The 14,135-nt window shown below is 38.0% G+C and carries 15 protein-coding genes; 14 read left to right on the forward strand and 1 reads right to left on the reverse strand.

Annotated elements, in window-relative coordinates; translation table 11 throughout:
• Positions 1-1,050, reverse strand: a complete 1,050-nt coding sequence (locus G5B37_RS10305; protein WP_164679951.1) for a ferredoxin--NADP reductase — start codon at positions 1,048-1,050, stop codon at positions 1-3.
• 365 nt (positions 1,051-1,415) lie between these two features.
• Here G5B37_RS10305 and porW point away from each other — a divergent pair, with 365 nt between their 5' ends.
• The 14 genes from porW to G5B37_RS10375 all read left to right on the forward strand — a co-directional run bounded on the left by porW (position 1,416) and on the right by G5B37_RS10375 (position 14,099).
• Positions 1,416-3,881: a type IX secretion system periplasmic lipoprotein PorW/SprE gene (gene porW, locus G5B37_RS10310; protein ID WP_263649785.1), complete on the forward strand. Its 2,466-nt coding sequence runs from the start codon at positions 1,416-1,418 to the stop codon at positions 3,879-3,881.
• A 59-nt stretch (positions 3,882-3,940) separates the two neighbouring features.
• Positions 3,941-4,363 (forward strand): bactofilin family protein, encoded by a 423-nt coding sequence (locus G5B37_RS10315; RefSeq protein ID WP_318527350.1) that lies wholly within the window; start codon positions 3,941-3,943, stop codon positions 4,361-4,363.
• Positions 4,364-4,369: 6 nt separating this feature from the next.
• Positions 4,370-4,591: an AtpZ/AtpI family protein gene (locus tag G5B37_RS10320; protein WP_263649786.1), complete on the forward strand. Its 222-nt coding sequence runs from the start codon at positions 4,370-4,372 to the stop codon at positions 4,589-4,591.
• Positions 4,591-5,031 carry a DUF6168 family protein gene (locus G5B37_RS10325; protein ID WP_164679954.1) on the forward strand — a complete coding sequence of 147 codons (441 nt, stop codon included), beginning with the start codon at positions 4,591-4,593 and terminating at the stop codon, positions 5,029-5,031. The genes G5B37_RS10320 and G5B37_RS10325 overlap by 1 nt, the downstream gene beginning before the upstream one ends.
• Positions 5,032-5,103: 72 nt before the next feature.
• Positions 5,104-6,243, forward strand: a complete 1,140-nt coding sequence (gene atpB, locus G5B37_RS10330) for a F0F1 ATP synthase subunit A (RefSeq protein WP_164679955.1) — start codon at positions 5,104-5,106, stop codon at positions 6,241-6,243.
• 140 nt (positions 6,244-6,383) lie between these two features.
• Positions 6,384-6,575, forward strand: a complete 192-nt coding sequence (gene atpE / locus G5B37_RS10335) for an ATP synthase F0 subunit C (protein ID WP_164679956.1) — start codon at positions 6,384-6,386, stop codon at positions 6,573-6,575.
• Between the two features lie 115 nt (positions 6,576-6,690).
• Positions 6,691-7,191: a F0F1 ATP synthase subunit B gene (locus tag G5B37_RS10340; RefSeq protein ID WP_164679957.1), complete on the forward strand. Its 501-nt coding sequence runs from the start codon at positions 6,691-6,693 to the stop codon at positions 7,189-7,191.
• 6 nt (positions 7,192-7,197) lie between these two features.
• A complete protein-coding gene (atpH, locus tag G5B37_RS10345; protein WP_164679958.1) occupies positions 7,198-7,737 on the forward strand; it encodes an ATP synthase F1 subunit delta in 540 nt (179 codons plus the stop codon).
• A gap of 102 nt (positions 7,738-7,839) precedes the next feature.
• A complete protein-coding gene (gene atpA / locus G5B37_RS10350) occupies positions 7,840-9,420 on the forward strand; it encodes a F0F1 ATP synthase subunit alpha (protein WP_164679959.1) in 1,581 nt (526 codons plus the stop codon).
• Positions 9,421-9,525: 105 nt separating this feature from the next.
• Positions 9,526-10,398: an ATP synthase F1 subunit gamma gene (gene atpG / locus G5B37_RS10355; protein ID WP_164679960.1), complete on the forward strand. Its 873-nt coding sequence runs from the start codon at positions 9,526-9,528 to the stop codon at positions 10,396-10,398.
• A 108-nt stretch (positions 10,399-10,506) separates the two neighbouring features.
• Positions 10,507-11,031, forward strand: coding sequence for a hypothetical protein (locus tag G5B37_RS10360; RefSeq protein WP_164679961.1), 525 nt, complete (start codon positions 10,507-10,509; stop codon positions 11,029-11,031).
• Positions 11,032-11,063: 32 nt separating this feature from the next.
• A complete protein-coding gene (locus tag G5B37_RS10365; protein ID WP_164679962.1) occupies positions 11,064-12,524 on the forward strand; it encodes a lipopolysaccharide biosynthesis protein in 1,461 nt (486 codons plus the stop codon).
• A gap of 84 nt (positions 12,525-12,608) precedes the next feature.
• Positions 12,609-13,046 carry a dUTP diphosphatase gene (gene dut, locus G5B37_RS10370; RefSeq protein ID WP_164679963.1) on the forward strand — a complete coding sequence of 146 codons (438 nt, stop codon included), beginning with the start codon at positions 12,609-12,611 and terminating at the stop codon, positions 13,044-13,046.
• Between the two features lie 36 nt (positions 13,047-13,082).
• Positions 13,083-14,099 carry a sugar nucleotidyltransferase gene (locus G5B37_RS10375; RefSeq protein ID WP_164679964.1) on the forward strand — a complete coding sequence of 339 codons (1,017 nt, stop codon included), beginning with the start codon at positions 13,083-13,085 and terminating at the stop codon, positions 14,097-14,099.
• The last annotated feature ends 36 nt before the right edge of the window (positions 14,100-14,135 follow it).

Genomic DNA, 14,135 nt, shown 5'->3' on the forward strand with positions numbered 1-14,135 from the left:
TTACACATCGTCGTAATCTACGTGCAATACTGCAGTAGTTGGATGTGCTTGGCATGTTAAAATAAGTCCTTCGGCAATTTCTCCGTCTGTTAAAATCTGGTTTTTTCGCATTTCAGCCTTGCCTTCGGTAATTCGGGCAATGCAGGTACTGCAGATTCCGCCTTGGCAACTATAAGGAGCATCCAATCCTTTGTCTAGAGCAGCGTCTAATACAGAAGATGTTTTTGGCATACTAAACGTTTCGGTTTCATCGTCTACAGTAATTGTTATTTGGGTGTCCCCATCATGCGGCTCTACCAAAAGACCCTCTTCAGCTGTAGTAAATAACTCGAAATGAATTACCTTTTCGTTCACTCCCTGTTCTTTTAGGGTGGAAGAGACCTCGTCTATCATAGGTTCTGGGCCACATAGATAAAATGCGTCGAAGACGGTAAACTCAAATTTATTTTTCAGATAATAATTTACAATACTGCGCTCAATGCGTCCAAAACGAGCGCCATCTTCGTGCTTACGACTGTATAAAAACTCCAGCGACAACCTAGTTGGGTAGGTTCTTGCAAGTTCTAACAGTTGGCTATGAAACATTGCCTCTTTCTGCGACTGATTGCCATAAACGAGTAAAAATTTGCTGTCTGGTTCTTCTTTTAAGATGGTTGATGCAATAGAAAGCACTGGCGTAATACCACTACCCGCAACAAAGGCGGCGTAATTTTTAGAGGTGTCTGGGTTTGGAACAGCAACAAATTTTCCTTGAGGCGGCATCACTTCAAGGGTGTCACCATTTTTAAGTTTGGTATTTGCATATACTGAAAACGTCCCGCCTTCAACTTCTTTTACTCCAATATGAAGCAATTCGCTATCTGGAGTGCTATGAATAGAGTATGCGCGCCTCACTTCTACACCGTTTACAGTGTGCTTAATAGTGACATACTGCCCTGCTTTATGCGAAAAAATCTTCTTTAATGAATCTGGAATTTTAAAGGCAATTGAAACTGATTTTGGGGTCTCTTTTTCAATTTTAGCAATCTGAAGCGTATGAAAGTCGCTCATAGGATGTTCAATTTTTCAACAAAAATACGGAAACCTATTGGTTTAAACTTTCCGCAGAACGACTTAAAAGACCCCAATTTTGCCCAGAAAGTCCTTGCATTCTCAAAAAGAAGCGTATTTTTACCCTTCCATTAGTGTGTACATACTAAAACCGAAGTATTTAAGTTACAGTATCTATACAAACAAAAGTCATTGAAAATGCCCACAATGCATCGACACAATAACCGATAATGGATTTTTTTATGGGCGAACCATTTACAGATTAGAATAATTACTAAATTTTGATGAAAGGCATATATAAAATTACAATCTCACTGTTGGCCATTCTCATGCTAGCAGCCTGTTCAAGAAAAAAGAATACGTTTATGAGCCGCAACTTTCATGCGGTTACTGCAGAGTATAACACATTATACAATGGTGGCGTAGCATTCGATTCTGGTAAGGAAGAATTGGCATTGACCTATCGAGATAATTTTTGGGAAATTCTGCCCGTAGAACGTATCACTATAAAAGAGGATATAGACATGCCAGGCGAGAAAGGCGACCCTAGCTTTAATAAAGCAGAAGAAAAAGCAACAAAGGCAATCCAGAAGCACTCGATGTATATAGATGGCCAAGAATACAATCCGCAGATAGACGAAGCCTACATGCTTTTAGGGAAAGCTCGTTATTTCGATCAGCGTTTTGTACCTGCACAAGATGCTTTTAACTTTATCTTGAATCGCTACCCAACAAGTAATAATATTAATCGCGCCAAGGTTTGGAAAGCTAAAACCAATATTCGTCTAGACAACGAAGACATTGCTCTTGAAAACCTTCAGGAGATGATGGATACAGCCGATTTAGAAGAAGAAGAGTTGGCAGAAGCTTCGGCAATAATGGCACAAGCATACATAAATTTAGATTCACTGCAAGAAGCATTACCATATATAAAGTTAGCTTCAGAATACGAAAAAAACAAAGAGTTAAAAGGGCGTTACGCCTATATTAAAGGGCAGGTATATGACCGTCTAGAACAAAAAGACAGCGCTAACATGGCGTATGATGAGGTGATTGAAATGAATAGGAAATCGCCACGTGTGTACATGATAAATGCTTACATCGCAAAAGCTAAAAATTTCGACTACGAAAAAGAAGACAAAGTCGCCTTTTTAGAATTACTTACAGAATTAGAAGAAGACCGCGAGAACAGACCTTTTTTAGATAAGATTTACAATCAGATTGGCGAATATTACAGAAGTAACGACAGCATAGATCGCGCTGTAGAATATTACAATAAGTCAATTAAAAATTACAAGCAAGACGATTACCTGCAGTCGATGAACTATAGAACATTGGCAGAAATTAATTTTGACAATGCAGAGTATAAAATTGCAGGTGCCTATTACGATAGTACAATCACAAATTTGGCGGTAAATTCTAAAGAATGGAGACTCTTTAAGAAAAAGCGTGAGAATTTAGACGATGTAATTAAGTACGAAGATATTGCTACGCAAAATGACAGTATTCTTGCTTTAGTGGGTATGAACCCAGAAGAACGCTTAGCTTATTTTACAGAGTATACAACGCGCTTAAAAGAGCAAGCTAGGCTTGATAGTATAGCGCAAGTTGAAGCGGAAGAAAAGGTAGCAAATAACGAATTTTATAAAAAGAATGGTATTACTCCTAATAAAAAAGGAGGAAGCACACAAAGCGCATTCTATTTTTATAACTCTACAACCCTTTCTTACGGAAAACAGGAATTTCAGAAAATATGGGGAAGCAGAAAGTTAGCAGATTATTGGAGGCTATCTAGTAAAACTACAACTACTATTACAGAAGAAGGGCCAATAGAAACAGTAGCTACAATTAAAGAAAGCCAACGATTTAATCCAGAATCGTATCTAGCAAGTGTACCAACAGATCAAGTTGTAATAGACAGTATTGGCAAAGATAGAAACTTTGCTTATTACCAATTAGGACTTATTTATAAAGAGAAATTTAGAGAGTACGACTTGGCGACAAATCGATTAGAAAAATTGCTAACGTTGAACCCTGAGGAGCGCCTAATATTGCCTACAAAGTATAATTTGTACAAGATTTACGATTTACAAGAAAATGTAGCGCTTGCAGATAAATACAAGAATGACATCATTAACAATCATCCTGAGTCTCGTTATGCTGAAATTTTATTAAACCCAAATACGCAGTTAGCAACAGACGAATCGAGTCCAGAATTTAAATACAATGCGCTGTTTAAGGAATTCGAAAAATCGCGCTATGGGTATGTAATAGCAACCGCAGACGAGTATATTACGCTCTATAACGGAAACGATATTGTGCCAAAGCTAGAAATGCTAAAGGCAACTGCACTGGGGAGACAAGATGGATTTGAAGCATATAAGAAAGCGCTTAACTATATTTCTTTAAATTACCCTAATGCCGACGAGGGTAAAGAAGCTGAGAATACCTATAAATTTGTATTGCCAGGTATTTCGAATACTGCGTTTGTAACCGATGAAGAAAGCGATAATTGGAAGGTGGTATATCAGTTTGCGACCTCAGAACGCCCAGCTGCAGAGGCCTTATTAGCCAAATTAGACGAGGCGATAAAAGAGTATAATTACTTTAATATGAGCACCTCGATAGATTATTACAACCCCAATACTACCCTGGTGATTATTCACGGATTAAATACGCGCCTTGGTGGTCGTGGTTTTGCAGATGTGCTTAAAGAAAACAAGAAGTACAAAATTAAGCGTCCTTCTTTCGAAATTTCGTCACCAAACTATAAAATAGTTCAAATACATAAAAACCTAGACAGCTACTTAAACGAAGGAACCGAAAAATAGAAAACAACCATCCCTAAATACTAACTCTTATGTTTTCAGATAAAAAAGATAAAAAAAATATGGAACCATCAGCAAGTCAAAACAGAATTAACGAAGGAACCGAACTGAAAGGAGATATCGTCTCTAGTGGGTTTTTTAGAATCGACGGAAAAGTAGAAGGAAGTATTAGTAAACCCTCTAAAGTAGTTATTGGTAAAACAGGAACCGTTACAGGAAAGCTTATTTGCGAAAATGCCGATATAGAAGGAACTTTTAACGGCGATTTAGATGTAACAGGCACACTTACTTTAAAAGCAACGGCTCATATAGAGGGTGAAGTTATAGTAGGTAAATTGGCTGTAGAGCCAGGAGCTACTTTCAATGCTTCGTGTAGCATGCAAGGAGCTAAAAAGTTGAGCACTACAGAAACTTCATCTGAAGAGAAAGCTCACCCTTACGACCGTAAGCAGCGACTTAAAAAGGCTTCTGAACCTCTTAAATAATAAGGTTTGACCAAAAAATCACCAACGGGTCTTAAACGTTGGGCCGTACTTTCGGCTATCGCCATAGAAATGGGAGTTATTATTTATGGCTTTGTGCAATTAGGCAAGTGGCTAGACACTACTTATGGTGCTTCGGGCAGTAAATTATACCTTATTCTATGCACTTTGTTTGGTGTTTCTGTTTCTTTATTTTTAGTAGTTAAGCAAACCAATAGGTTAAACAAGTAATGCAGCGTAATTTTCAGTTTTTAGCAATCTTACTCTTAGCACTTGTTTTGGTGTTTGGCGTGCACATATTTGTGCTAAACGTTCAAGAATATCCGTTGTTTGATAACAAAATTATACGCTCTTATGCTGTTAATTTTGTACTAGCTGGCGTGATTTTGTTCTTTGTAGAGCGAAATATGAAAGATGGATCGGCTAAAGGTGGGTTTATTTTCTTTGCCGGAAGTCTGTTAAAATTTCTTGTTTTTTTTATAGTTTTCTACCCAAGTTACACCGCAGATGGAAAGATGGAAACCATTGAATTTACTACATTCTTCGTTCCTTATGCACTGTGTTTAATTTTAGAAGTATACCATCTCGGCAAACAGCTTAATAATCAGAGTTTTTCCGAAGAAAATAACTCGGATAAACCAACTACAATTTCAGAGAAAAAAAAGAACTAAAATAGTTTTTGGATTCTGTAAAAGAACAGTATTTTTGCACCGATTTTAAGGACAGTTTATAGTACGTTCGGTATGCAAAGAAAAACACTTGGAAAATTACTTTTACTACTAGCCATTACTTTGGGAACCTTCTCTTGTACAGATAAGATGGAGAATACCGAAGAAGCAAAGGCAGAAAGAAAGAGAGAAGTAAGTGAATACGTAAAACACCACAACTTAGATACTCACGATTTTACCCTGTATTCTTACACAGGTGACGACGGAAAGGATCACAGTATTGGTTTTTCATTACCTGTTATTTTATGGTCTGACGGATTGCATGTGTTCGCTTCGGGAGCATTTCATCACGGAGAAGAAGTTGTAGAGTCAAACGGAAAATACTTCGCATTAGACACCCACACGTATAAAATATATGAAACAGATGCTTCAGGAGCCATAAACTACGAAGCAGACGGACATCACGTATCTAATGCAAAGCCATTAGATTTTTCTATCACAAAGAGTGTTTTTATGATTATGATTGTTTCGCTAATCATGTTCTTTTTGTTTAGAGGCTTGGCAAAAAGTTATGTGAAGAATGGAAGCATTGCTTCAGGCCCTGGACGTTTTTTTGAGCCTATCGTGCTTTATATTCGTGACGATATTGCAATTCCAAACATTGGCGAGAAGAGCTATAGAAAATACATGCCTTTCTTGCTAACCGTATTTTTCTTTATTTGGTTCTTGAACCTTTTCGGTCTAACACCGCTAGGAGTAAATGTAACTGGAAATATCGCAATTACCACGGCATTGGCAATTGTTACATTCTTGTTAACCAACTTTACAGGAACCAAAGATTACTGGAAACACATTTTCGACCCACTAGGAGATAGTATGCCTTGGATCGCAAAAATACCTTTATATATTATCCTCATTCCAATTGAAGTGCTAGGGATCTTCATTAAGCCTTTTTCATTATTAATTCGTCTGTACGCAAACATGCAAGCAGGACATATTGTATTGGGTAGCTTATTAGGTCTTATCTATATCTTCAATAATTGGTATGGAGGAACATTATCATTTGGATTGTCGTTTGCAATCTCGCTAATTGAATTATTAGTGGCAGCATTACAAGCGTACATCTTTACTATGTTGTCTGCATTGTACTTTGGTTTTGCAAGCGAAACCCATGAACACGCAGAAGAACACGAAGGAGAGATACAACATTTATAATGCCTCCCTTGTCATCGACGAACGACAATAGGAGTGGGAGAATGACAAAAGAGGCACGAATAAGAGGAAAGCATTCTTTAAAAGAAGACTTTTCTTTAACAAATTTAAGTAAGAACGTTTAATTTTTAAATTTATATATTATGACAATTCCAACTATTGTAGGAGCAGGTTTAGCAGTAATCGGTGTAGGTATCGGTATTGGGCAAATTGGTGGGAAAGCTATGGAAGCTATCGCACGTCAGCCTGAAGCTTACGGAAAAATTCAAACAGCGATGCTTATTGCAGCGGCGCTTATTGAAGGTATTGGTTTCGCGGCGATTTTCGCAGCGTAATTAAGCTCATTGAAAACTACTTCCTGCAGCGGTTGGCTGCAGGAACTGTTTTCAAAAAATTAAACAAAAGCAGTTAAGTATCATTAAATAGATACCCACGCAGGTGGGCAATACTATGGAAAAATTATTAGGAGAATTTTCAATCGGACTCTTTTTCTGGCAATCATTATTGTTTATTGGGTTACTTCTCTTGTTGAGAAAGTATGCTTGGAAACCAATCTTGAACGCGGTTAATGAGCGAGAAGAAGGTATTAAAGATGCATTAGCTTCTGCAGAAAAAGCCAAATTAGAAATGGCTAATTTGCAGGCAGATAACGAGAAATTATTGCAAGAAGCACGCGCAGAACGTGAATTAATGCTGAAAGAAGCACGCGAGATGAAGGCTAAAATGATAGCAGATGCTAAAGAAGAAGCACAAGCTGAAGCCAACAAAACTATTGCAAATGCACAAACAGCAATTGAAGGTGAAAAGAAAGCAGCTATTGCCGAATTAAAAGAAACAGTAGCTTCACTATCTGTAGAAATCGCCGAAAAAGTTGTGAAAAACGAATTATCTAACAAAGACAAGCAATTGGAATTGGTAGATAACATGTTGAAAGACGCCAACCTAAACTAGATTAAAATGAGCAGCAGAGCAGCCATTCGATATGCAAAAGCAGCCTTAGAGCAAGCCAATGAAGCCAATTTAGGTGAAGTTGTTTTTGGCGACATGAAGTCTGTGGCAGCAACCTTAGAAAATAGCAAAGAATTGCGCACTGTGTTAAGCAGTCCAGTTATTAAAGGCGAAGATAAGAAGCAAGCCTTGGTGAAGATTTTTGAGAATAATTCTGATGTTACCAAAGGCCTAATAGACATCTTAACAACCAATAAACGTATTGAATTGTTAGGTGGGGTAGCCAATAGTTATGTAGACTTATACAACCAAGCTAAAGGTGTTAAAGTTGCAGAGGTTACTACAGCGGTACCATTGTCTTCAGAACTTGAGAATAAGGTGCTGGCTAAAGTAAAAGAAATGACAGGGAGCGATAACGTAACCCTTCAAAATAAATTAGATGAATCAATCATCGGCGGATTTATCCTCCGCGTTGGAGATTTGCAGTACAACGCAAGTATCGCCAACCAACTGGATACGATTAAAAGAGAATTTACTAAATCATTATAATAGTTTGCTGTAGCAAAGTATTATTGTTTATACTATTAAATAGAAGAATGTTTCGGTTCGCACCTAAAATTGTAAATCGAACTTCGTAAATCTAAAATTGACATGGCAGAAGTTAAACCAGCTGAAGTTTCAGCAATCTTAAAACAACAACTTACAGGTTTTGAAGCAACAGCTTCATTAGACGAAGTAGGAACTGTATTAACTGTAGGTGATGGTATTGCACGTGTATACGGGCTTGCAAACGCCGAATACGGAGAATTGGTAGCGTTTGAAAACGGTATGGAAGGTATCGTATTAAACCTTGAAGAAGATAATGTAGGAGTTGTATTGTTAGGACCTTCTAGAGGTATTTCTGAAGGAGCTACTGTAAAACGTACACAGCGTATTGCATCTATTAACGTAGGAGAAGGTATTGTTGGGCGTGTGGTAAACACACTAGGACAGCCTATCGACGGAAAAGGTGCTATTGAAGGTGAGTTGTACGAAATGCCACTAGAGCGTAAAGCGCCAGGTGTAATCTACCGCCAGCCAGTAACTGAGCCGTTACAAACAGGAATTAAGAGTATCGATGCCATGATCCCAGTTGGGCGTGGACAACGTGAATTAGTAATTGGTGACCGTCAAACAGGAAAGTCTACTGTTACTATTGATACCATCTTAAATCAGAAAGAATTTTACGATGCTGGAGAACCAGTATATTGTATCTATGTTGCTATCGGACAAAAAGCTTCTACTGTTGCAAACATTGCAAAAGTATTAGAAGATGCTGGAGCCCTAGCCTATACTACAATTGTTGCGGCAAATGCATCAGATCCTGCACCAATGCAGGTTTATGCTCCGTTTGCAGGTGCGGCCATTGGAGAGTACTTTAGAGATACAGGAAGACCAGCCTTAATTGTGTACGATGATTTGTCGAAACAAGCCGTTGCATACCGTGAGGTTTCTTTATTATTACGTCGCCCACCAGGACGTGAAGCATATCCTGGAGATGTATTCTTCTTACACTCAAGATTGTTAGAGCGTGCTGCAAAAGTTATTGCAGATGATGCGATTGCTGCTGAAATGAACGACCTTCCAGAATCGTTAAAAGGAATTGTAAAAGGAGGCGGATCACTTACTGCACTTCCTATTATTGAAACACAAGCAGGTGACGTTTCTGCATATATTCCAACAAACGTAATCTCGATTACAGATGGACAGATATTCTTAGATGGTGACTTGTTTAACTCTGGTGTACGTCCAGCAATTAACGTGGGTATTTCGGTATCTCGTGTAGGTGGTAATGCACAGATTAAGTCAATGAAAAAAGTATCAGGTACATTAAAATTAGACCAGGCTGCTTTCCGTGAATTAGAAGCCTTTGCTAAATTTGGTTCAGACCTTGATGCTGCGACCTTAAATGTAATTGAAAAAGGTAAACGTAACGTAGAGATTCTAAAGCAAGCTGAAAACACACCGTTTACGGTAGAAGATCAGATTTCTATTATCTATGCCGGTTCTAAAAACTTGTTACGTAACGTACCAGTAGAAAAAGTAAAGGAATTTGAAAGAGACTATCTAGAAATGTTGAATGCTAAGCATAGAGACACCCTAGATACATTGAAAGCTGGAAAGCTAACAGATCAAGTAATAGATGTGTTAACTACAGTAGCCGCAGACCTGTCAGCCAAGTATAAAGCTTAACTAACAGAAAAAGTGTCACCCCAAGTAAGTGCTAAGTTTTTGAAGCACAGCAGAAGGGTCTTTTATAACGCAACCAGTATAACTCTGGTTTGATAACAAAAAAGAATGGCGAATCTTAAGGAAATTAGAAATAGAATAGCATCGGTAGGTTCAACGATGCAGATTACCAGTGCCATGAAAATGGTTTCTGCTGCAAAATTGAAAAAAGCGCAGGATGCCATTACAGCAATGCGTCCCTATTCTGAAAAGCTAACAGAATTATTACAAAACTTGAGTGCTACGTTAGACTCAGACAGTGGAAGCACTTATTCTGAACAACGTGAGGTAAACAAGGTATTGGTTGTTGCTATTACGTCTAACCGCGGTTTGGCAGGAGCCTTTAACACTAACGTAATTAAAGCCTCACAGGCCTTAAAAAATGAAACCTACGCCGGAAAACAAGTAGATTTTATTACACTAGGTAAAAAAGGAAACGATATCTTAAAGAAAAGCGGAAACGTTATTACCTTCAATTCTGAAATTTTTGACGAATTGACCTATGATAATGTAGCTGAAATTGCAGATACTTTAATGACAAGTTTTGCTGAAGGAAAGTACGATAAGATTATTTTAACGTACAACCACTTTAAGAATGCAGCGACGCAAGAAGTAATGCGCGAGCAGTTTTTGCCAATTTTACCACGTCAGAACGACGATGTTGCCAATACTGGAACAACTCAAAATTATATATTTGAGCCTTCAAAAGAAGAAATCGTTGAAGGATTAATTCCGAAGAGCTTAAAGACACAATTGTTTAAGGCATTAAGAGATTCTGTTGCAAGCGAACACGGTGCACGTATGACCGCCATGCACAAAGCAACAGATAATGCAACCGAGTTGCGCGACGCACTTAAATTACAATACAACAAAGCCCGTCAGGCAGCAATTACCAATGAAATTTTAGAAATTGTTGGTGGAGCCGAAGCTTTGGCAGGATAAATAATAGTCCTCGAAAATTATAAGAACCTCTTAGATGAATGTCTAAGAGGTTTTTTTATATCTATCTTTATGGCAAGGCTTTTGAATTATAGCCTATAAATCATGCGTATGAAATCAATGAAATCCCTTTTTGCGTTGCTCGGAATGTCCTTGGTATTATTTAGTTTTTCTAACTGTGGAAGCAGTAATATAGAAACTTCTTCCATGCAGACAGAACAGAATCCACCGTTTAAACTAGTCAATAGCTATTACCAAGATTGGGTTGCTGGAATTCAGGGAGGAGGAAGCGGAACTAACATTCATCTGAGGTTTGAAACTGCAGATCCAGAAGTAACCTTTTTAAACGCGTATTTTAAAAATAATAGTGCTCCTCTAGAACGAAAAATGACCAGTGCCATTGCCTATGTTGCGAACATAAAAAGGGGAAAAACTCGTCCAGATGTAATCATGGATAGCAATCCTATAAAAGAAGCACAGAATACCCCGCCCAAAAAACTACCTTTAGAAATAAGCAGTGAAGATGTGGCAATTACGTATAGGTATAAAGAGAATACTTTTGTGTACGTGATAAAAAATATCGAGCGTAAAGAAATGCTTGCATATCCCCAAGGAAATCCGAAGGGAGATAATTAATTTCAATACTTTTACTCATAATTATTTAGGTATTGGGCCTCTTTAAAAAACTCTTTCAACAAACATTTATATATGGCCTTGCCACGGTATTGCCCAGAGCACTGGCTATTGTTCTCGTACCGCTGTATACGGCCGTGATGATGCCCTCAGAGTTTGGGGTGTACGCTACACTAATGTCTTATATTATCCTTGGCAATGTCCTGCTTTCTTACGGCATGGAGACGGCCTTCTTCCGATTTATTAATAAACATGAAGACCAGAAACGAGTGGTAGAACGTACGGTATTATCATCATTAACACTTACTACACTACTCTTTTTAACGGGTACACTATTATGCCGAGAACCCTTGGCAGCATACATAGATTTTAAAACAGAATATGTCACCTACGCCCTCCTAATTTTATCATTAGATGCGTTGGTTATTTTACCTTTTGCATGGTTTCGAGCGAACGAAAAGCCCATGCGGTATGCGGCCATCAAAATTTTGAATGTTTGTATTAATTTGGGGTGTAATTTGTTCTTTTTCTTAATGCTTCCACAGCTAGTTACAGAGGGGGTAGATTCGTTCTGGAATTCAATTTATACCGAGGAGAACAAAGTGGTCTACGTTTTTGTTTCTAATACTATTGCAAGTGGTTGCACGCTGCTATTGTTGCTGCCTTTGTATCTTAAAATTGGCTTTGGAATAGACAAAGTGTTGTGGAAGAAAATGCTTAAATACGCTTTTCCTGTTCTTGTCGCTGGAATTGCATTTAGTATAAATGAAGCGTTCGATAAAATTTTACTGAAATATTTATTGCCTGAAAATATAGCCGAAACTGAGGTTGGTGTGTATGCGGCATGCTACAAGCTGGGAGTGTTTATGACCCTTTTCGCAACCGCTTTTAGACTAGGTATTGAACCTTTTTTCTTTAATCATGCAAAATCTGAAAATGCAAAAACTACCTACGCCACTATTACAAAGTACTTTTCCATCTTTGGAAGCATAATTTTACTATTTGTAATCGTCTATATAGATGTGTTTAAGCGCTTATTGATTGCAGATTCAGAGTATTGGGTAGCACTATCTATTGTTCCTATTATATTGTTAGCTAATCTGTGTTTAGGAATCTATCACAATCTTTCAGTGTGGTATAAGGTGACAGACCGTACACAATTTGGAGCCTATATTTCTATTGCAGGCGCCCTTATAACTCTAGCACTCAATTTTATACTCATACCTCTTATGAGCTATATGGGATCTGCCATAGCTACCTTAGCAGCTTATGGTACCATGATGTTTTTGTCTTATTTCTTCGGAAGGAAATACTACGCAGTACCGTACGATATAAAGAAAATAGGCGGCTACCTATTGCTTTCCGTGGCATTTTCTGGGGTAGCCTTTTATGTTTTTGAAGGAAATCTCCTTATAGGAACTGTATTATTATTGGTATTTTTGTTGCTTGTGATCCTTTCAGAAAAAAACGACTTAAAACGAATTATAAAAAAGTAGTCATGTGGTTTTACGTAGGATTTCAAATCTATTTAATTTGTTCAATAACAGAGGTGCCAAGAAAGCCATTAGAAATACACAACAATGACCAACATAAAAATTATAAATAAGTCTAATCACCCGCTCCCAAGCTATGAAACTATTGCTAGTGCTGGAATGGACATTCGGGCTAATGTTTCAGAAGCATCAACATTAAAGCCATTGCAACGGGCGATTGTAAAAACAGGTCTTTTTATAGAGCTCCCAATTGGGTTTGAAGCACAGGTACGTCCTAGAAGTGGTCTGGCAGCAAAGAAGGGAATTACCGTATTAAATAGCCCAGGCACCATAGACGCAGACTATCGAGGTGAAATAGGCGTTATTTTAGTGAATCTTTCTAACGAAGATTTTACGATTGAAAATGGCGAACGTATTGCACAACTAGTCATTGCCAAACACGAGCGCGCCGTTTTTGAAGAAGTAAAGAAACTTTCCGAAACAGATCGTGGCGCTGGTGGGTTTGGAAGTACTGGCGTTAAATAATGACAAAAATCTAATTGCGTAAATTTAAAAGTGTAGATGAAAATAATAGTCCCAATGGCGGGTCGCGGAAGTCGCCTTCGCCCACATAGCTTAACCGTTCCAAAACCACTTATTCCTGTAGCAGGTAAACCCATAGTACATCGTTTGGTAGCAGATATCGCCGCGGTACTTAATGAAGACATAGATGAGATTGCGTTTATTCTTGGTGATCCAGCCTTTTTTGGAGAGGATGTAGTTGAAAGTTTACAAGACCTTGCTAAGAGTTTAGGTGCAAAACCAAGTATTTACCGGCAATTAGACCCTAAGGGTACTGGTCATGCCATAATGTGTGCAGAACCTTCTCTAAGTGGTCCGGCTGTTATTGCATACGCCGACACCTTAATTAGAGCCAATTTCGACTTAGACAAAGAAGCAGATAGTGTTATCTGGACAAAAAAAGTAGATAACCCAGAAGCCTATGGGGTTGTTAATTTGAATGACAATGACGAAATTATTGAACTTGTAGAAAAGCCAGAAACCTTTGTGAGTGACCAAGCCGTTATAGGTATTTACTACTTTAAAGATGTTGCTGTATTAAAAAATGAACTGCAATATGTTTTAGACCACAACATTATTAATGGAGGCGAATACCAAATTAACGACGGTATTAAACGTATGATGGCTAGTGGTAAAGTCTTTAAAACAGGAACAGTAAGTGAATGGATGGATTGCGGGAACAAAGAAGTAACTGTAGAAACAAATCTCCGTATGCTAGGGTTTCTTCATGAGGCAAATGAACCTTTAGTTTCAGAAAACATAACAAAAGAAAACGCAACAATAATAGAACCTTGCTTTATTGCAGAAGGGGTACAACTTAAAAATAGTACCATAGGGCCATACGTTTCTATAGGTAAAGGCACAATAATTGAAGACAGTAGCGTTAAGAATAGTATAATACAAACACATACAGTAGTTAAAAATGCTACCTTAGACAATGCAATGATTGGCAACCATGCACACTTTAATGGTAATTTTACCGATGTGAGTATTGGCGATTATTCGCAATTGAAATAAGTTTACAACGTCCCCTCGAGCGCAGTCGAGAGGTCT

Source organism: Rasiella rasia, from assembly GCF_011044175.1.
Taxonomy (GTDB): domain Bacteria; phylum Bacteroidota; class Bacteroidia; order Flavobacteriales; family Flavobacteriaceae; genus Marinirhabdus; species Marinirhabdus rasia.

What these genes read in the sequence shown, in the direction of transcription:
- G5B37_RS10305 (WP_164679951.1), bottom strand. Translation starts at nt 1,050, where the DNA reads ATGAGCGACTTTCATACGCTTCAGATTGCTAAAATTGAAAAAGAGACC.
- porW (WP_263649785.1), top strand. Translation starts at nt 1,416, where the DNA reads ATGAGCCGCAACTTTCATGCGGTTACTGCAGAGTATAACACATTATAC.
- G5B37_RS10315 (WP_318527350.1), top strand. Translation starts at nt 3,941, where the DNA reads ATGGAACCATCAGCAAGTCAAAACAGAATTAACGAAGGAACCGAACTG.
- G5B37_RS10325 (WP_164679954.1), top strand. Translation starts at nt 4,591, where the DNA reads ATGCAGCGTAATTTTCAGTTTTTAGCAATCTTACTCTTAGCACTTGTT.
- atpB (WP_164679955.1), top strand. Translation starts at nt 5,104, where the DNA reads ATGCAAAGAAAAACACTTGGAAAATTACTTTTACTACTAGCCATTACT.
- atpE (WP_164679956.1), top strand. Translation starts at nt 6,384, where the DNA reads ATGACAATTCCAACTATTGTAGGAGCAGGTTTAGCAGTAATCGGTGTA.
- G5B37_RS10340 (WP_164679957.1), top strand. Translation starts at nt 6,691, where the DNA reads ATGGAAAAATTATTAGGAGAATTTTCAATCGGACTCTTTTTCTGGCAA.
- atpH (WP_164679958.1), top strand. Translation starts at nt 7,198, where the DNA reads ATGAGCAGCAGAGCAGCCATTCGATATGCAAAAGCAGCCTTAGAGCAA.
- atpA (WP_164679959.1), top strand. Translation starts at nt 7,840, where the DNA reads ATGGCAGAAGTTAAACCAGCTGAAGTTTCAGCAATCTTAAAACAACAA.
- atpG (WP_164679960.1), top strand. Translation starts at nt 9,526, where the DNA reads ATGGCGAATCTTAAGGAAATTAGAAATAGAATAGCATCGGTAGGTTCA.
- G5B37_RS10360 (WP_164679961.1), top strand. Translation starts at nt 10,507, where the DNA reads ATGAAATCAATGAAATCCCTTTTTGCGTTGCTCGGAATGTCCTTGGTA.
- dut (WP_164679963.1), top strand. Translation starts at nt 12,609, where the DNA reads ATGACCAACATAAAAATTATAAATAAGTCTAATCACCCGCTCCCAAGC.
- G5B37_RS10375 (WP_164679964.1), top strand. Translation starts at nt 13,083, where the DNA reads ATGAAAATAATAGTCCCAATGGCGGGTCGCGGAAGTCGCCTTCGCCCA.